At 52.5% G+C, this 18,289-nt stretch carries 15 protein-coding genes; all 15 read left to right on the top strand.

The window, feature by feature from the left end:
- The first annotated feature begins 444 nt into the window (after positions 1-444).
- Entirely contained in the window at positions 445-2,184 is a 1,740-nt protein-coding gene (locus AC27KL_RS24510) for a peptide-binding protein (protein ID WP_487171419.1), read from the top strand.
- Positions 2,185-2,305: 121 nt separating this feature from the next.
- On the top strand, positions 2,306-3,274 hold the full coding sequence (locus AC27KL_RS24505; RefSeq protein WP_487171418.1) for an ABC transporter permease: 969 nt from the start codon (positions 2,306-2,308) through the stop codon (positions 3,272-3,274).
- Positions 3,274-4,251, top strand: a complete 978-nt coding sequence (locus AC27KL_RS24500; RefSeq protein ID WP_487171417.1) for an ABC transporter permease — start codon at positions 3,274-3,276, stop codon at positions 4,249-4,251. Before AC27KL_RS24505 ends, AC27KL_RS24500 begins: the two co-directional genes overlap by 1 nt.
- Positions 4,218-5,237 (top strand): ABC transporter ATP-binding protein, encoded by a 1,020-nt coding sequence (locus AC27KL_RS24495; RefSeq protein WP_487171416.1) that lies wholly within the window; start codon positions 4,218-4,220, stop codon positions 5,235-5,237. Before AC27KL_RS24500 ends, AC27KL_RS24495 begins: the two co-directional genes overlap by 34 nt.
- Entirely contained in the window at positions 5,230-6,237 is a 1,008-nt protein-coding gene (locus tag AC27KL_RS24490) for an ABC transporter ATP-binding protein (protein ID WP_036710687.1), read from the top strand. The genes AC27KL_RS24495 and AC27KL_RS24490 overlap by 8 nt, the downstream gene beginning before the upstream one ends.
- A gap of 453 nt (positions 6,238-6,690) precedes the next feature.
- Positions 6,691-7,707 (top strand): LCP family protein, encoded by a 1,017-nt coding sequence (locus AC27KL_RS24485; RefSeq protein ID WP_487171415.1) that lies wholly within the window; start codon positions 6,691-6,693, stop codon positions 7,705-7,707.
- Positions 7,708-7,889: 182 nt separating this feature from the next.
- A complete protein-coding gene (locus tag AC27KL_RS24480; RefSeq protein ID WP_036710681.1) occupies positions 7,890-8,315 on the top strand; it encodes a CBS domain-containing protein in 426 nt (141 codons plus the stop codon).
- Between the two features lie 316 nt (positions 8,316-8,631).
- Positions 8,632-8,934, top strand: a complete 303-nt coding sequence (locus AC27KL_RS24475; protein ID WP_036710678.1) for a MazG-like family protein — start codon at positions 8,632-8,634, stop codon at positions 8,932-8,934.
- A gap of 11 nt (positions 8,935-8,945) precedes the next feature.
- The gene (locus AC27KL_RS24470; RefSeq protein WP_487171435.1) at positions 8,946-9,857 is read left to right on the top strand and encodes a DUF2232 domain-containing protein; all 912 of its coding nucleotides are present in this window, start codon (positions 8,946-8,948) and stop codon (positions 9,855-9,857) included.
- A gap of 10 nt (positions 9,858-9,867) precedes the next feature.
- Entirely contained in the window at positions 9,868-11,880 is a 2,013-nt protein-coding gene (locus AC27KL_RS24465) for a DHH family phosphoesterase (protein ID WP_487171414.1), read from the top strand.
- Positions 11,877-12,320, top strand: coding sequence for a 50S ribosomal protein L9 (gene rplI, locus AC27KL_RS24460; protein WP_487171413.1), 444 nt, complete (start codon positions 11,877-11,879; stop codon positions 12,318-12,320). The genes AC27KL_RS24465 and rplI overlap by 4 nt, the downstream gene beginning before the upstream one ends.
- Position 12,321: 1 nt before the next feature.
- A complete protein-coding gene (dnaB, locus tag AC27KL_RS24455) occupies positions 12,322-13,683 on the top strand; it encodes a replicative DNA helicase (protein ID WP_339322814.1) in 1,362 nt (453 codons plus the stop codon).
- Positions 13,684-14,042: 359 nt separating this feature from the next.
- Complete coding sequence (locus AC27KL_RS24450; protein WP_339322813.1) at positions 14,043-15,326, top strand: adenylosuccinate synthase; 1,284 nt, start codon at positions 14,043-14,045, stop codon at positions 15,324-15,326.
- Positions 15,327-15,576: 250 nt separating this feature from the next.
- Positions 15,577-16,452 carry a hypothetical protein gene (locus tag AC27KL_RS24445; protein ID WP_487171412.1) on the top strand — a complete coding sequence of 292 codons (876 nt, stop codon included), beginning with the start codon at positions 15,577-15,579 and terminating at the stop codon, positions 16,450-16,452.
- A 223-nt stretch (positions 16,453-16,675) separates the two neighbouring features.
- The gene (locus AC27KL_RS24440; RefSeq protein ID WP_487171411.1) at positions 16,676-18,226 is read left to right on the top strand and encodes a peptidoglycan DD-metalloendopeptidase family protein; all 1,551 of its coding nucleotides are present in this window, start codon (positions 16,676-16,678) and stop codon (positions 18,224-18,226) included.
- The last annotated feature ends 63 nt before the right edge of the window (positions 18,227-18,289 follow it).

Below are 18,289 nucleotides of genomic sequence, written 5' to 3'. Positions count from 1 at the left end.
ATCATTACATTAAATTTATGTAGGAAGTTTTACCCAGCACAAATCGATACCCTTTTTGCTGATTTCAATTGACCGATGGTCATTTAAAGCATTAATGCTTTATTGCGTTATTAGGTATCCGTAATTATGTCCGGGTTGTTCACAATTTTTATCTCTCTCCCGGAGCGGATTCGGTGCCGCAATCTCCTAACATTTGGATATATTAATTTTTTAATATATTGCTTCACCTGTTGCCGTCACCCTGGCTTTTTACATGGCTATAACACTAGAGGGGGAAATGCGTTAGGCGTAATTCGGGGCAGTAGAACGAATTTAACACAGGTGTAAAAGTCCCTGATAGCCGGCGGACAAGCTTCGCTTGGACTATTAGTCGGGCTTTTGGGATGTTCCATGCAGCAATTGCAGGTATCCATCATTTTATTTTCAAAGGGGAGGAATATGGTAATGGCAAGTAAGAAAAAGTGGTTGTCCTTATTGGTATCATTGTCTGTTGTCAGCGCTCTGTTCGTAGGTTGCGGCGATTCCAAAACCGCCGATGCGCCTAAAGACGAGCCGAAGAAAGAAGAGCCGGCAAAAAGCGAAGGTGACAAAAAAGAAGAACCGGCGGCCGGCACGCCTAAAGACGGCGGCACGCTGACTTTCGGAAGCACATCCGACATCGTTAGCGTTAACCCGATCTACGTGCAGGACACGGCTTCGGGCGACGCTGAGCAATTTTTGTTCGCTAAAATTTTCGACATCGACCGTTCCGGTAAAGTGGCCGTTGAGCCTTGGTCCTTGGCTGCAGAGCCAATGAAGATTTCCGAAAACGGCTTGGAATACACCGTTAAACTGAAAGACAACGCAAAGTGGAGCGACGGTCAGCCGATCACTGCCGACGACGCTGTTTTCACGATCGAAACGGTTCGCAACCCTAAAGCGGGCGCTCCTGGAATCACGGGATTCGACAAAGTGAGCAAAGTCGAAAAAGTTGACGATCACACGTTCAAAGTGACGCTGAAAGAAGTGTACGCTCCATTCCAATACGTACTTGCAATGGAAATCATTCCGAAGCACGTCCTGAAAGACGTGAAGCCGGAAGAAATGCAAAAATACGTATACGGCACCGATCCTGCCAAAACCGTTACAAGCGGCCCTTGGAAATGGACGGAGTGGAAACAAAAAGAATATTTGACGTTTGAAGCGAATCCGGATTACTGGGGTCCTAAGCCTCACATCCAAAAAGTCGTTTACAAAATCTATGCTGACCAAAACACGGAAGTCCAAGCCCTCATCAAAGGCGACATCGACCTGGCGAACGGCGTTCCTGTAACTCAGCTGGAAGTCCTGAAATCCAAAGACAACCTGACCGTCGATCCGACTCCAGGTCCTCAATACGAATACATCGGCCTGAACCACAAAGCCGACAATTTCAAAGATAAATACGTTCCATGGTCCAGCCCGAAAACAAGACAAGCGATCGCATACGCCCTCAACCGTCAAGGCATGATCGACAACGTTCTGAAAGGCATCGGTTCCGTCATGGACGCTCCGTTCCTTCCAGGTTCTTGGGCAGATCCGAAAGAAGCCGCTACCCACTATGACTACAATCCTGAAAAAGCAAAACAATTGCTTGCTGAAGACGGATGGAAGCCAGGCAAAGACGGCATTCTCGAGAAAGACGGACATCGCTTCTCCTTCGAACTGCAATACAACGCCGGCAACAGCCGTCGTGAAGGCGTAGCAACGGTAATCCAGCAAAACCTGGCGGACGTAGGCATTGAAGTGAAGCCTAAAGCGCTTGACTTCTCCGCTTGGGTTGACCAAAACCTGAACCCTGGTAAATTCGAAGCCGTTCTGATCGGCTGGTCCCTGAACAATCCGGATCCGGACCAAGAAACGATCTTCGGTTCCAAGTTTACGCCGCCAACCGGCCAAAACAACGTATGGTACAACAACCCTGAATTGGATAAGCTCTGGCAGCAAGGCACTTCGACTGTAGACCAAGCAAAACGTGCCGAAATCTACAAAGAAGCTGCGAAAATCCTGTCGACTGACCTGCCTTACATCTTTATGTACCAATATGGTGCACCAACAGCAATGTCCAAGAAGATTAAATTTGCAGAAGAAGACAAACCAGAAGCAACGCTTGCTTACGGCTACTTCTTCCACGCAATCAACTGGTGGATCGACGACGCAAAATAATAAATTGGATCACAATTTAGGGGCGCAAACGTGCTAGAGGGGAAGACATCTTCCCCTCGCCCTTTTTTGCGTTTTCGGATGGTTGCGGTGTCGCGTACGTTTAATTTTAGGAGGATCAATTATGACTGAATATCTCATCCGCCGCTTGCTGCAATCCATATTGGTATTGTTTTTGGTTTCGGTGGCTGCATTTGGCTTGATGCATGCTGCACCGGGCGGTCCGACCCAAATGATGATTTCCCCGGGACTTTCGCCTGAGACCGCAGCGATTCAAAAGCATAACCTGGGTCTGGACAAACCAGTACCTACACAGTACGTCATTTGGCTTAAAAACATGTTAAAAGGCGATATGGGATATACGTTTAAAAACAATGTTCCTGTTGGCGACGTGATTTGGCCTGCCGTAAAAAACACGCTTGTCTTGATGTCTTTTTCTTGGGTTATAAGTTTGATCATCGCCATTCCGTGGGGGATTTACAACAGTACCCGCGAATACGGCTTGTCTGATCAGACGGCCAACTTCGTCACTTATATCGGTTTTGCGATGCCGGCCTTCTGGTTCGGTATCATCCTGCAGGAGTTTTTCTCGTTGAAAATGGATTGGTTGCCGCTCTCGGACATGTATTCCATGGATAAGCAAGGGAATGTCGGCGACTTGTTTATGCACTTGATTTTGCCTTCAACCGTGCTGATTCTCGTCAATTTGGCCGGTTATGTCAAATACTCCCGTTCAAGCATGCTGGAGGTACTGGAGCAGGATTATATCCGTACCGCTCGCGCGAAAGGCGTTTCTGAGCGTAAAGTTATTTTCCGCCATGCGCTCCGCAATGCATTAATTCCGATCATTACAGTATTAGGTATGGACCTGGCAAACCTCGTAGCGGGGGCCGCCCTTACGGAAAACGTATTTAACTGGCCGGGAATGGGGCGTTTGTTCGTCGATATGGCAAGGTCCCGCGAATATTCGGTACTGATGGCCATTACGATGATTACCGCCGTGGCGGTGGTGCTTGGCAACCTGATAGCTGATATTCTTTATAAATTGGTAGACCCACGAGTTCAAATCGGACGCAAAGGAGGAAAAGCTTAATGAGTGACATGAATGCCGCAACCGCTCCGAACGTACAGCCGACGGCACCGGAAAACGCACCGCTTCCTCCTAGTAAAAAACCGCCAGGACCGTGGAGGCTCGTGTGGCAGAAGTTTTCGCATAACCCGTACGCAATGACCGGTCTTGTCGTTTTATTGATTTTTGTACTTGTAGCCATTTTCGCCAAACAGGTCGCCCCGTTTGATCCGGCGAAAGTCGACATGATGAATTCCAACTTGAAGCCGGGATCCGGCAAGCATTTGCTTGGAACGGACGAGCTGGGCCGGGATATTTTCTCCCGCCTTGTTTACAGCAGCCGCATCTCGCTTATGGTCGGTTTTTCCGTCGCCATTATCGCCGTGTTTTTAGGCTCGTTAATCGGCGCGATTTCCGGTTATTTCGGCGGTTGGGTCGACACGATTTTCATGCGTCTGATCGACGTGATGATTTCGCTGCCGGGATTGTTCATCAACATTCTGGTTATGGCTATTTTCGGAACGAAAATGCTTTATCTCATATTAATATTGGCGCTGACAAGCTGGACCGGGGTTGCCCGCCTCGTGCGGGGACAATTCCTGCAGCTGCGCGAAATGCAGTATGTCGAAGCGGCCAGAGCCACCGGGGTTTCCAGCTGGGGCATCATTTTCCGGCATTTGCTGCGCAATGCAAGCTTCCCGATTATCGTTAACGCCACGCTGATGGTCGGCGGAGCGATCTTGTCCGAATCCGGTTTGTCGTATTTGGGCCTCGGTATCCAAATGCCGCAAACAAGCTGGGGGATTATGCTGAGCAACTCGCAGGAGTTCATGCTGATTAATCCGATGCTGGCCGTTTATCCGGGCCTGTGTATCCTGATTGTCGTGCTGGCCGTTAACTTCATTGGCGACGGGATCCGTGACGCCCTTGATCCAAGACAGAAAAAATCCCGGAGGAGGTTAGCAAAATGGCGGAAAAACTTCTCGAAGTCCGGAATCTGACCACAGGCTTTTTGACGGAAAAAGGTTTAGTGAAAGCAACGGACCGCATCTCATTGACGATCGAAAAAGGGAAGACGCTTTGTCTCGTCGGCGAGTCCGGCAGCGGCAAAAGCGTTACCTCGATGTCGATTATGCGTCTGATCGATTATGCCAACGGCATCATCCTGGAAGGAAGCATCAATTTTAAAGGTGAAGACCTGGCCAAGAAAAAACAAGAGGAACTGAGAAGCATCCGCGGGAATAAAATCTCGATGATTTTCCAGGATCCGATGTCGGCATTGAATCCCGTGTTTACGGTTGGGGAGCAAATCGCCGAAAGCTTGCGCCTTCACCAAAATAAATCCAAGGACGAAGCATGGAAGGAAGCCATCGAGCTGCTTCGCATGGTCGGCATTCCATCGCCGGAAATCCGCGCCAAGCAGTATCCGAACCAGCTCTCCGGCGGGATGTGTCAGCGCGTCGTCATTGCAATCGCACTGGCTTCCAAACCGGAGCTTCTGATCGCCGACGAACCGACAACCGCGCTGGACGTGACGGTTCAGGCGCAAATTTTGGACCTGCTGCAGGATTTGAAAGAAAAGCTCGGCACATCGATCCTGCTCATTACCCACGATATGGGCGTAGCTGCCGAAATGGCCGACCATATCGCGGTTATGTACGCAGGCGCCATCGTAGAGCAGGGAACGGTAGAGGAAATCTTCTCGAATCCGTCCCATCCGTATACGGTTGGCCTCCTGCAATCCATTCCGGGATTCGAAGGCGAACGCGGCGGCGAATTGTACACGATCAAAGGCACGATTCCGGCGCTGGGCAACCTTCCGCAAGGCTGCCGCTTTAATCCGCGCTGCCCGCATGTCATGGATAAATGCCGCCAAGTCGAGCCTGGAGACATCCAGGTCGGTGACGAGCATTACGCAAAATGCTGGCTGTTCGAAGAAAACGGCAAGGCAGCCGTAGCCGGGAAAGGGGATAACATCCATGGCTAAAAATTTGGTGGAAGTCAATAACGTCAAAAAATATTTCCCGATCCATAAAGGGCTGCTGAACCGCGTCGTCGGCAACGTCAAAGCGGTGGACGATGTATCGCTTACGATCCGCGAAGGCGAAACCTTCGGGCTCGTAGGGGAGTCCGGCTGCGGCAAATCGACGCTCGGACGGGTTATCCTCCGCCTGCAAAGCGCGACGGAAGGTTCGGTTAAAATCAACGGCCGCGACGTTCATGCGCTGAGCAACCGCGAACTGAACAAAATGCGCGAAGAAATGCAGATCATTTTCCAGGATCCGTTCGGATCGCTGAATCCCCGTTTCCTCGTTAAGGACGTCATCGGCGAACCATTGAAGATTCATACGAAAATGTCCGCCAAAGAAATCGATGCGCGCGTCGTGGAACTGATGGAAATGGTCGGTCTGGATCCAACGCGCCGCAACCGTTATCCGCATGAATTTTCCGGCGGCCAGCGCCAGCGGATCGGGATTGCCCGGGCCATTGCGCTCAAGCCGAAATTCATCGTCGCGGACGAAGCGGTATCCGCGCTCGACGTGTCGGTGCAATCGCAGGTGATCAACCTGCTCATGAAGCTGCAGAAGGAAATGGGACTGACCTTCCTGTTCATCGCGCACGGCTTGAACGTCGTTCGCCACATTTCCGACCGCGTCGGCGTCATGTATTTGGGTAAAATGGTGGAAGTCGGCGAAACGGAAAGCTTGTACGCCGAGCCGCTGCATCCGTATACGGCTGCTCTGCTGTCGGCTATACCGAAGCCGTCGCCAACCAAAAAACGCAGCCGGATCGTGCTGCAGGGCGACGTGCCATCCCCGGCCAACCCGCCGTCAGGATGCCGTTTCCATACCCGTTGTCCGTTTGCCCAAGAAAAATGCAGCCAGGTCGAGCCGAAGCTGCAGGAAGTGAAGCCGGGCCGCGAGGTGGCTTGCCACTTCCCGATCGGCGTCGAAGGCGGCTCCGACATGAGCAAATTAAATCGTTAATCGAAACACTGTCTGACAAAACGGCTAATCAAGGAAGGATTGGGGTCCTCCTGAGCGTTCATTGAATACGACATGTTCATCAGCAGCCTTGTGCCGGATAACCGGTACAAGGCTGCTTTTTTGCCTTTCCGGCAGCGACATACCCGCCGAATACTATGTATTGCGGCCCTGCTCATTCCGTTAGTCTTTTTCGGTTACCGGTTGTTCACGGCAAAACTGCACATTTTTAACGGCAAAGGAACCTTTTTTTCATGAATCGACACCGTTCTGCGGTTTCTTTTTGCAAAAATACCGTTTACAATGTTAATGTCGTTTATCTTTGCCTAAACGGATCGCCCTTTCATCGAAATGCGTCATTCATCCGGGATCCGTTTAAATAGGAAAGGAGGCTGGAAGGTTCCCGTTTTTGTTTGAGTTAGGACTTTTTATTCTAATCAAAGAAGGAATCATTGAATGAAAAAGAGAACAAAAATATATATATCCATTGCCGTGGTCATTCTTCTGGTTGCGGGGAGCTCGTATGTGTTCCGCAAGCAGCTCGCGGTGATGGCCTTTGATTTATTTCTGTCCAAACAAGTGGAGAGCTCGCTCCAGAAATCGTATCAGCCGCTGGAGTCGAGGGACAACGGGCCGACCAAACCGGCCGAACCGGTCGTGTATCAGAATAAGCCTTTTTCGGTCCTGCTGCTCGGTTCCGACCAGCGCAAGGACGAACCGGCGCGTTCGGATACGCTGATTTATGCCGTCGTGCGCCCGAAGGATTCGAAAGCGCTGCTGATCTCCATCCCAAGGGATACGTACACCGAGATCATCGGCAAAGGGAAAAAGGATAAGATTACGCATGCATACGCGTTCGGCGGACAGCAAATGTCCAAGGATACCGTCGAGGCGTTCCTCGATCACGAGGTGGACTATTACGCTACGATCAATTTCCAAGGTTTGAAGGATGCCGTCAATGCGCTTGGCGGGGTGGAGTTGCCGATCAAGAAGGACATCGTGAACAAAGGCCGCGACCATGAGAAATTCACCATAAAAGCCAACAAGCCGATCTATGACGGCGAGGAAGCTTTGAACTACGTGCGCTACCGGGAGGACAGCGATTTTAATCGCACGAAGCGGCAGCAGGTGTTTTTGGATGCGGTAGCGAACCGGATGCTGCGCCTGAATCAAATTTCCAAAATTCCCGAGCTGCTCGACATTATGGGCGACAACTTCCAGACGGATATGCAGCCCAAATTCATCATCGATCTGGCCAAACAAATTTTGACCGGATCGGAAGCCCAATTTACAAGCTATACGATCATGGGCGAAGGCATGAAGATCAACGGAATATATTACGACAAGCCGATCCCAAAAGACGTGGACAAGGCGAAAGCACTCATCGACAGTTGGGAAAATCCCGACACGCCTTCCGACCAGCTGATGCTGCCGGACGATGACACGACGCAAGGGGACGGCACGGCAAAATGAGAACAGCCTCTTCAGGGCGTTCCCTCGCAAGATAAAATGCAGCAAAGGTCATGTACCCTTTTGAATAAAATCGGCAGCCACAGGTGCGGCTGCTGATTTTGTGTCCTCCTGAAACGATCGCAGGGTTACACCGTAAGAAGACGAGGGAAGCTGGAAGAAGCTGCAGAGGAGGATGATCCGACATGAACATCGCGTTTTTTCTGCTGCCTAAACAGGAAGTGGTTACGGTAACGACAGACTCGACGTTGAGGCAAACCCTCGAAAAAATGGAATACCACAGGTACACGGCGGTGCCGATTCTGGGCAAGGACGGAACATACGCCGGAACGGTGACCGAAGGCGACCTGCTGTGGCATATGAAAAACTCGGGCGGGAAAATCAATTTCGAGAATGCGTCCAAGTATCTGCTGAAGGACGTACCGCTTAAAATGAACAATAAACCGGTGTCGATCGACGCGAATATGGAAGACTTGATCAATTTGGCCAAAGTGCAGAACTTCGTGCCGGTCGTGGACGACATGAACCGCTTTATCGGGATCGTCCGCAGAAGCCAGATTATCGAATACTGCGAACGATTTGTGTCCAAAGAATCAGTCAATTCGATATAAGTTCTCGTTTTAGGGAATCATATTTTCGTTTTACCGCGCTCGAGACGTTCGAATTTTGCAAAAGCTGCGATTACCTTAGGGCCAAAAGGCATAGAATGAGAAAAAGACCTGCTTTTGATGAAGACGATTCGGGCAGGTCTTTTTGACAATATCAGAAAGCGGCATGAGCGGAGTTTTTTGATTTACGGCATCACATGGCGGCGGGGTTTACCGTTCGTTTGGGACGCAAGGGACTGAGGGACCGTTTTTCGTGGGCGGGACTCTTTTATGCTATAATGGAGAATAAAGCTTTTTCAGGGAGTGTGAGCTTCAGAATATGCCTAAAGATTTGGATGTAGCCAAGCGCGCCAAGGTGATCGAATGGCTTAAAACCGAAGTAGTGGACCACGTATCGAGGCTGTTCAAGGCATTGTGGGAAGGCAGCACGACCCGGGTTGGCGACAGTCTTGCAAGTTTGATCATGAGCTCTTACATATTGGCCCGCAGGCTGGGGATGTCATACCGTGACCTGGATGATCTTTTGATCGATAAATTAAAGAAACACAAACAGGAAGGCCACCAGCTAGAGGACTGGTACCAGGATATTTCCGCGCTCGAAGAACATATGCGTAAGAGGTGAAGACATTGAAAATGCGCTGGACATCGGTAGTATGGAGCGTCGTATATCTGCTTCTGCTGCTTTCCTTGCTTTCTCCTTTGTCCATCGTGACGGTATTTTTTTTGATTTTGCCGGCCACGATTCTGTTTGCAACGCTAAATACGAGATTTTTTTTGCTTCATGTACTCCCGGTATGGCTGATCGCCTTCATCGTTCATCCGGTGAATTTGCTCTTGGCCGTATATTTTGTCATACCTGCGCTCGTCATGGGCTGGGCTTACAAGAAAAAAAGGCCCGCGCTGCGAACGCTGATGTCCGGAGCCGGCACGATTTTGGCCGAAATGCTGATACTGCTGCTGATCGGCACCGTATTTTTGCACTTCGACTTGTCCAGCTATGTGCATGATATCGTAAAAATGACGATGTCGCCGCTGAAGGACGTCGGCGGAAACAATCCGCTGGTGACCGACATGATGTGGACGCCCGAACAAATGCAGCTGGTAAGCGACGCCACCATGCAAATGATTCCTTTTGCCATGATCGTCAGCTCCTTTATGATGGCCGTCATCACGCATGCGCTGGCACGGCCGATCATCGAAAGCACGGCGTTCCATGTTCCTAAGCTGAAGCCTGCGCGGGAATGGATGCTGCCGCGGTCCTTGATTTGGTATTATTTGATCGGAGTCATCATTGAAGTGTTCGCCCGCCGCGCAGACAGTCCGTTTCTGACGATGATTGCAGCGAATCTGGTGCCGCTCCTGCACATCTGTTTCATGATTCAAGCCATCGGTTTTTTCTATTACTTGGGGCATACGAAAAAATGGCACCCGATCGTGCCGCTGCTTATTGCGATTCCGATCCTTCTGTTTCCGCCGATGCGGATCATCGGGATTTTGGACTTGGCATTTCCGCTGCGTCAATTTATGACTAAATCAAAACGTTAGGGTGGGAGTCATGCCTAAATTTCTACAACAGCGCTGGCACGGCTATTATACCGTATGGGCGTTTATGCTGATGCTGCTTTTGGTCATTATCGTGACCCGGTACAATTGGCCGCTCGGAATCATAAGCCTCATTCTTGTGGCGGCGTTATGCTACCTGTTGCTGAAGGCGGAAATGCGGTACAGAAAAAACCTGCTGGAATACATCAACGGCTTGTCCTTTCGCGTCAAAAGGGTCGAGGGCGAAGCGATCAGCGCCCTGCCGTTCGGGATCGTGCTATACGGCGAGGATAAGACGGTCGAATGGAACAACCGTTACGTGTGCAAAATTTTCGGCCAAAAAACGTTGGTCGGCGATTCGCTGCAGGAGCTGTTTCCCTCGCTGACGCCGATGCTGAACGACAAGAAGGAAGGCCACAAGGACGGGCATCGGGACGGTGCCAAGGACGGAAAGCAGATCCACACCGAGATCAAAATCGGGGAATCGCATTTTCATTTGATGCTGAATCCGGAAGAACGTTTGATCTACTTGTACGACATTACCGATATGGTGGTGCTGCGCGAGAAATACGAGGCCGAAAAGCTGGCGATCGGCATCATCATGATGGATAACCTCGATGAAGCCGCCCAAGGGATGGATGACCAGCAGCGAACCTCTTTGATCGCGCGGGTGACGACGGAAATTACGGAATGGGCGAGACAATACGGGGTATACCTGCGGCGGTTGTCATCGGACCGGTATTTGATGATGCTGAATTATCAATCGTTGCAGGAGCTGGAAAAAAGCCGGTTTGTGATTCTGGACGAAGTCAGGGAAATGACGGCGGAACTGAAGGTGCCGATGACGCTCTCCATCGGGCTCGGCTTCGGTGCGGAAAGCATCAACGAGTTAGGGGAACTGGCGCAATCCTCGCTGGATATGGCGCTTGGGCGCGGGGGCGACCAGGCGGCGGTCAAGGCGGGGCAGCGGCTGTCCTTTTATGGCGGCAAGTCCAATGCCGTCGAGAAGCGCACCCGGGTACGGGCCAGGGTTATCGCCCATGCGCTGCGCGATTTGATGCAGGAAAGCGACAAGGTTATTATTATGGGACACAAAATGCCGGACATGGACGTCATCGGCGCTTCCATCGGCGTGCTTAAGGCTGCCCAAATGTACAACGTCGAGGCTTACGTCGTCCTGCCGGGAAGAAATCCGTCCATTGACCGGATGATGGATCAGGTTCAAAAGGACGAAAAGCTGTTCGAGCGTTTCATTTCGCCGGAGCAGGCGCTGGCTCTTCTGAGCCCGCACAGCTTGCTCGTCATCGTGGATACCCATAAGGCTTCCATGACGATGGAGCCGAAGCTCGTGCAAAATGCAAGCCGGATCGTCGTCGTGGACCATCACCGCAGGGGCGAGGAGTTCATCAACGATGCGGTGCTGGTCTACATGGAGCCGTACGCGTCGTCCGCATCGGAGCTGGTGACCGAGCTGTTGCAATATATCCACGAAAAAATCCAGCTCACGCCGATGGAGGCCACGATGCTGCTGGCCGGCATCACGGTCGACACGAAGCATTTTGCACTCCATACCGGATCGCGCACGTTCGAGGCGGCAGGGTTCCTGCGCCGCAGCGGCGCCGACACGATCCAAATTCAGCGGATGCTGAAAGAAGATTTACAGGAATATCTGGCAAAGTCAGAAATCATCAAGCATGCTAAAATGGTATATGATCATATCGCTCTTGCCGTGACCGAACCGGGGACCGTCATTCCGCAGCTGCTCATCGCCCAAGCTGCGGATACGCTGCTCAATATGACGGATGTGGTCGCATCGTTCGTGATCAGCGAACGGCCTGACGGCTTGATCAGCATCAGTGCGCGTTCGCTTGGCCGGATGAACGTCCAGGTCGTGATGGAAAGGCTTGGCGGCGGCGGTCATTTGACCAATGCGGCCGTCCAATTGAAGGGAACCGTGGAAGAGGCCGAGCAGAAGCTGCTTGAGGTTCTTTCGCAAATTGAGGAGAAAGAGGGGTTGTTCGAATGAAAGTCATTTTTCTGCAAGACGTTAAGGGTCAAGGTAAAAAAGGCCAAATCAAGGACGTATCCGAGGGATACGCAAGCAATTTCCTGCTGCCGCGCGGATTGGCGCGCCCGGCGACGGAAGGTAACATGAAGACGCTCGAAAACCAGAATGCGGCCGAGCAAAGACGCAAGGAGCAGGAAAAAATCGAAGCGCAGGAGCTTGGCAAAAAGCTTGAAGAGATGACCGTGCAGCTGAAGGCCAAAGCCGGCGAAGGCGGCCGCCTGTTCGGCGCCATTACGAGCAAGCAAATTGCCGAAGCGCTGGCTACGTCGGGCATCAAAGTCGACAAACGGAAAATTGAACTCGAAGAGCCGATCCGCCACCTGGGCGTTACGCAGATGACCGTCAAGCTGCACCCTGAAGTGAAAGTGACGCTGAAGGTTCAGGTTACGGAGGAATAAGATGGGCGGAGAGCTCTTTTTCGACCGGATTCCCCCGCAGAATCTGGAGGCGGAGCAGGCGGTTCTAGGGGCCATTCTGCTGCAGAGCGAAGCGATGATCACCGCGATGGAGCGGGTGCAGCCGGAGGATTTCTATGACGCGTCACATCAGCTGATTTATGAGGCGATGATCCAGCTCGGAGAAGAGAATCAGCCAATCGATCTGGTTACACTGACTTCACGGCTGCAGGACAAAGGCCAACTGGAGGATGTGGGCGGCGTCAGCTATTTGGCCAAGCTTGCCCATGCGGTGCCGACGGCAGCCAACGTGGAGTATTACGCGCAGATTATCGAAGAAAAATCGATGCTGCGCCGTTTGATCCGCACCGCTACGCAAATCGTAAGCGAAGGCTACAGCGGCGGAGAAGACGTGGCCGGCATGCTCAGCGACGCGGAGCGCCGGATTCTGGAGATCTCCAACCGCCGGACCGGCAGCGGCTTCGTCGCCATCCGCGACGTGCTGATGGAAGTGTTCGACCGCGTGGAGGTTTTGAACCAGCAAGGCGGCACCACGACCGGCATTCCGACCGGATTTGTCGATTTGGACAAGATGACGAACGGATTCCAACGTTCGGACCTTATCATTGTGGCGGCGCGTCCTTCCGTGGGGAAGACGGCGTTTGCCCTGAACATCGCCCAAAACGTTGCCGTCCGGGCCAAAGAAACCGTAGCGATATTCAGTTTGGAGATGTCCGCGCCGCAGCTGGTCAACCGTATGATTTGCGCCGAGGCTAATCTGGATGCCAACCTGATGCGTACAGGCGATTTCAAAACGGACGAGGATTGGGCCAAGCTGACGATGGGAATCGCATCGCTGGCCGAAGCCGAAATCTATATCGACGATACGCCCGGCATTACGGTGGCGGACATTCGTTCGAAATGCCGGCGGCTGAAGAAGGAAAAAGGCCTCGGCATGATCGTTATCGACTATTTGCAGCTCATCCAAGGACGCGGCAAACCCGGCGAAAACCGGCAGCAGGAGGTATCGGAAATATCCCGTACCCTGAAGCAAATCGCCCGCGAGCTGAGCGTGCCGGTTATCGCCTTGTCCCAGCTGAGCCGGGGCGTCGAGCAGCGTCAGGACAAACGTCCGATGATGTCCGACCTTCGGGAATCGGGTTCGATCGAGCAGGATGCCGATATCGTTGCCTTCCTTTACCGCGACGATTATTACAATCAGGAGACGGAAAAGAAGAACATCATCGAAATCATCATCGCCAAGCAGCGTAACGGTCCGGTCGGCACGGTGGAACTGGTCTTTTTGAAAAACTTCAATAAATTCGTCAATTACGAGCGGAACCATGCCGAGCCATTCGCCATGTAGCCGCTTGATTCTATACAACGGACTTCCGCATTTTGCGGGTCCGATGCAACACGATTGCACTTATGGATCCATATCATTTCCATTTCCGAACAATCGTACGTCTCCATGTGCGATTGTTCGTTTTTTATTTGACTTTGAAAATGGGGACTGTTACACTGATAATGCTGCTTTGCTTTGGGAATCGATCTATTATGGTTTGAGTCTGTTAACGGGTTTCAACCAGCCAAGCGGCTTATGAACATTGTTTATTCATGAAATGACACAAGCGGAAAACGTGCATAGAGTTGGGGTTTTTCGCGCACAATGCATAGGAATTATTAAAACGAGGTGCGCCATACGCACCAAGCGGGGGAATGAAAATGTCAACAGTAGTCGTTGTGGGAACACAATGGGGAGACGAAGGCAAAGGAAAAATCACGGACTTTCTCGCGGAAAGCGCCGATGTGGTTGCCCGTTATCAGGGCGGCAACAATGCCGGACATACCATTCTGATTGACGGTAAAAAATATAAGCTGAGCTTGATTCCATCCGGCGTGTTTTACTCCGACAAGATCTGCGTCATCGGAAACGGCATGGTGATCAATCCGGCTGCACTCATTGAAGAAATCAATTACATTCACGATAACGGATTTACAACGGATAATCTGGTCATCAGCGACCGCGCGCATGTCATTATGCCGTACCATCTGGTATTGGACGGACTGGAAGAAGACCGCAAAGGCCCGAACAAAATCGGGACGACCCGGAAAGGGATCGGTCCTTGCTACATGGATAAGGCTGCCCGGAACGGCATCCGGATCGCGGATTTGATGGATGCCGAAGAATTCGAGCTGAAGCTGCGTCACCTGATGAAAGAGAAAAACCAAATCATTCAGCAAGTGTACGGCGCCGAGCCGCTGGACGTGGAAGAAGTGCTGAAGCAGTATCTGGAGTATGCGGAAGTCATCCGCAAATACGTGACCGACACTTCGGTCGTGCTGAACGACGCGATCGACGAAAACCGCAAAGTGTTGTTCGAAGGCGCGCAAGGCGTTATGCTTGACATCGACCAAGGAACGTACCCGTACGTTACGTCCTCGAACCCTTCGGCCGGCGGCGTCTGCATCGGTTCCGGCGTGGGTCCTTCGAGAATCGACCAGGTCATCGGGGTAGCCAAATCCTACACGACCCGTGTGGGCGACGGTCCTTTCCCGACGGAGCTGAACGATGAAATCGGCGATTTCATCCGGGAAAAAGGCCATGAATACGGCACCGTAACCGGACGCCCTCGCCGCGTCGGCTGGTTCGACAGCGTCGTGGTGCGCCATGCCCGCCGCGTCAGCGGTTTGACCGGATTGTCTTTGAACTCGCTGGACGTATTGACCGGTCTGGACACCGTTAAAATCTGCACCGGATACAAATACCGCGGCGAAGTGATTACGCATTACCCTGCAAGCCTGAAAATGCTGGCGGAATGCGAAGCGGTGTACGAAGAAATGCCGGGTTGGCACGAGGATATTTCCGAAGCGAAAACGCTCGAGGATCTTCCTGAAACGACCCGCAATTACGTCAAGCGCGTGTCCGAGTTGACCGGCATTCCGATCGCCATCTTCTCCGTGGGACGCAACCGCAGCCAAACGAATCAAATTTTGCCAATCTATTAATCATCATCGCAAGCAGTAAGCTTCGGTCCGGATCGTTCAGTCGACCGCTGCTGCTTACCGTTACGAATCGAGCCCGCTGCCGGAAAATTCCGGACAGCGGGCTTTTTTTCTTGCCCGAATGGGTTAAAAGCGGCCGCAACCCGTCAATACTTCTAGTAAACAGGATTTTGCAAATCTCTTTCATAGATTGATGCCGATCTTTCTATACGCTGCAATCATCCTAGCGTGTTTTAAAAGGAGGAAGACTTGCATGAAATTGACGCGGTGGCTGGTCAAAACGGTATTGACGGTGCTTTTGATCAGCGGTTTGACCATCATGACGACCGGACTGATCGTTAGCAGCTATATGCAATCGCTGTTGTCCAGTTTCAATATTACGCTGGAAGGGCAATCTTTTGGTTTCGGCAGCATGATGAAAGGGTTGTTCGGCTGGAGTGGCGGAGGCGGGGAGGACAAGAAAACGGATCAGGAGGAAGCCGCCAAAACGCCGGAACAACCCGACGGGAAGTCATCGACGGACGATAACGATTCGGCAGCCGGAGAAACAGGCGGATCGGATTCGGGCAGCGGCGATTCGGCATCGGGGTCGCAAAGTAGTGCGGATTCATCCGGCAGCACCGGCATGATCGGCGAGGGAACGGACTCCAGCAGCTCCAGCGACAGAAGCGGCAGCGATGCAGGCGGCAGCGGTCTCGCTGAGGGCATGGCGAATGGCGGAACGTCAGAGGAAGCCGGTTCCTCCGGCAGCGGGGAATCCGCAACGGACTCCGGCGTCAGCGGCAGTACGGGGGAAGGGGCAGCGGAGCAAGAGAAAGCGCCGGATAACGCGTTCCCGGTCATGGGCCAGGATCTCCCCGGGGATGCCGGAACGGGAAGCGCATCGACCCAGGCAGAGGAGCAGAGCGGCACGGATGGCCTGCAAAAGAAACGCGAGCTCACCGGAAGCGAAAAAGAGCAAATATTCAACATGCTGATCACCAAGCTGCCCCCGGCGGAGCTTCAAAAAATTTCGGGCGCCATGGAGGACGGACTGACCGAAGACGAATCGAAGGCGATTGAAGCGTCGATCTCCCGGTATTTGAACGCCGAGGAATACAATGCGTTGAAACCAATGTTGGAGCCGTGAAGAATTGTTATTTTTTTGTTAACGCCGCAGCCTGTGCGAACAGCATACGATTCCCTGAGAGCCCGCATCCCGAGCGGGTTTTTTTGCTAATTCCGTAAAGTTGAATTGTTAACGGAGCTTATGTTAAAGTATACGAGGGTGTAAAAAGGTATCAAAATTTTAACCTTTTTGTCGTTGGATTATATTCCAGCCCACCGATACGCAAAGCATAAGGGAGAGTAAAATGAAAGGTTCTAACGATTTTCGCCAGACGGAAGGAACGCAGGCAGAGGCAACACCGACGGTGCAGGCTTCCGGGCACGGAGAACATGACATAAGCCATTCTAACCCTGTAGAGCCAAAGCGGCCGCGGTGGAGCGCTGCCCGAAAGTGGATCATCGGAACGGCGGGAGCGGCGATCTTGATTACCGGCCTCGTTTTTGCAGGCAATCAGTACGTCGATGCCCAAACCGTACCCTACTATCATGTCTACATACATGGGGAAGAAATCGGAACGATTGACGATCCGGCACGTCTTGAACAATTATACGACCAGAAACGGCAGGAATATCAGAATAAATATCCGGATGTGGCGATGAAGCTGCATACCGACGGGATTACGACGAAGCTGGAAAAAGGCTTTAAGGCGGAACCGAACACGCGGGAAACGCTGGACAAGCTGGGCGGGAAGCTGAAAGCTTACGCGGAAGGCGTCCAGCTGATAGTGGGCGGCAAGGTCGTCGGCATCGTGAAGGACCAGGCGACGATAAATGCCGCGGTGGAAAAAGCGAAGCAGAAATTCGTGCCGCAAACGAAGGCTGCCCAAGCGGGCGGCGCAGCGGTGCAAAAGCTGGCAGCCAGCGGCAAGGCCGTGCCTCAAAAAACGGCGGCCGGGCCTGCCGTAAAGTCGGTGCGGATCGAAGAGAAGGTCACTTCGGCTCCGGTGGAGGCCGATCCGAATAAAATACTCACGGCCGAGGAAGCAGCCAAGCTGCTCACGACGGGCCAGGACGCGCCGCTCGTGTACACGGTGCAGGAAGGCGACACGATCAGCTCGATCGCCGAAGAATTCCACGTGAGCCAAAAGGAGATTTTCGCGAACAATCCGCAGGTGAAGGAAAAATACATGCAGATCGGCGACCAGCTGAAGCTGACCGTGCCGAAGCCGCCTCTGACGGTGACGACGGTGGAAAAGGTATCCGAACAGGTGGCCACGGCCCCGGATATCGAAATCCGCAAGTCCAAGGACCTTCCGGCAGGGAAAAGCAAGGTGGTTCGCCCCGGCCAGGAAGGGCTCAAGGTCATGAACTACGTCGTGACGAAACAAAACGGCAAAGTCGTGGACGAGCAGTGGGTCGGACAGACGGTGATCAAACCTTCGCTCAAGGAGGTTGTGCTGCAAGGAACGAAGGTTCCCGGCAAGGGCACGGGGCGGTTCGCATGGCCGGTCAGCAGCGCCAGCATTTCCAGCTCTTACGGCTCGCGTTGGGGCCGGATGCATAAAGGCATCGATATCGTGTCCGGCAACCGGACCATCAAGGCCGCCGACGACGGCACCGTCACGTTTACCGGGCAGATCAGCGGTTACGGCAATGCGATCATCATCAGCCACGGCAACGGATATGAAACGCTGTACGGGCATCTGAGAAGCATTTCGACGCATGCCGGGGCGCGCGTAGACCAAGGGGATCCCATCGGCATTATGGGCAGCACCGGCCATTCGACCGGCACCCATTTGCATTTTGAAATCCATAAAAACGGCTCCATTCAAAATCCGATGAAGTATTTGAACTAATTCGCAGTCTTACCGCATCCGTTTCGCAATCATTCAACGAATATCGCAACATCCAAGATTCGC

The sequence above is a fragment of the Paenibacillus sp. YAE3 genome (assembly GCF_057546105.1).
This window is presented reverse-complemented; position numbering and strand designations above follow the sequence as displayed.

What these genes read in the sequence shown, in the direction of transcription:
- AC27KL_RS24510 (WP_487171419.1), top strand. Translation starts at nt 445, where the DNA reads ATGGCAAGTAAGAAAAAGTGGTTGTCCTTATTGGTATCATTGTCTGTT.
- AC27KL_RS24505 (WP_487171418.1), top strand. Translation starts at nt 2,306, where the DNA reads ATGACTGAATATCTCATCCGCCGCTTGCTGCAATCCATATTGGTATTG.
- AC27KL_RS24500 (WP_487171417.1), top strand. Translation starts at nt 3,274, where the DNA reads ATGAGTGACATGAATGCCGCAACCGCTCCGAACGTACAGCCGACGGCA.
- AC27KL_RS24495 (WP_487171416.1), top strand. Translation starts at nt 4,218, where the DNA reads ATGGCGGAAAAACTTCTCGAAGTCCGGAATCTGACCACAGGCTTTTTG.
- AC27KL_RS24490 (WP_036710687.1), top strand. Translation starts at nt 5,230, where the DNA reads ATGGCTAAAAATTTGGTGGAAGTCAATAACGTCAAAAAATATTTCCCG.
- AC27KL_RS24485 (WP_487171415.1), top strand. Translation starts at nt 6,691, where the DNA reads ATGAAAAAGAGAACAAAAATATATATATCCATTGCCGTGGTCATTCTT.
- AC27KL_RS24480 (WP_036710681.1), top strand. Translation starts at nt 7,890, where the DNA reads ATGAACATCGCGTTTTTTCTGCTGCCTAAACAGGAAGTGGTTACGGTA.
- AC27KL_RS24475 (WP_036710678.1), top strand. Translation starts at nt 8,632, where the DNA reads ATGCCTAAAGATTTGGATGTAGCCAAGCGCGCCAAGGTGATCGAATGG.
- AC27KL_RS24470 (WP_487171435.1), top strand. Translation starts at nt 8,946, where the DNA reads ATGCGCTGGACATCGGTAGTATGGAGCGTCGTATATCTGCTTCTGCTG.
- AC27KL_RS24465 (WP_487171414.1), top strand. Translation starts at nt 9,868, where the DNA reads ATGCCTAAATTTCTACAACAGCGCTGGCACGGCTATTATACCGTATGG.
- rplI (WP_487171413.1), top strand. Translation starts at nt 11,877, where the DNA reads ATGAAAGTCATTTTTCTGCAAGACGTTAAGGGTCAAGGTAAAAAAGGC.
- dnaB (WP_339322814.1), top strand. Translation starts at nt 12,322, where the DNA reads ATGGGCGGAGAGCTCTTTTTCGACCGGATTCCCCCGCAGAATCTGGAG.
- AC27KL_RS24450 (WP_339322813.1), top strand. Translation starts at nt 14,043, where the DNA reads ATGTCAACAGTAGTCGTTGTGGGAACACAATGGGGAGACGAAGGCAAA.
- AC27KL_RS24445 (WP_487171412.1), top strand. Translation starts at nt 15,577, where the DNA reads ATGAAATTGACGCGGTGGCTGGTCAAAACGGTATTGACGGTGCTTTTG.
- AC27KL_RS24440 (WP_487171411.1), top strand. Translation starts at nt 16,676, where the DNA reads ATGAAAGGTTCTAACGATTTTCGCCAGACGGAAGGAACGCAGGCAGAG.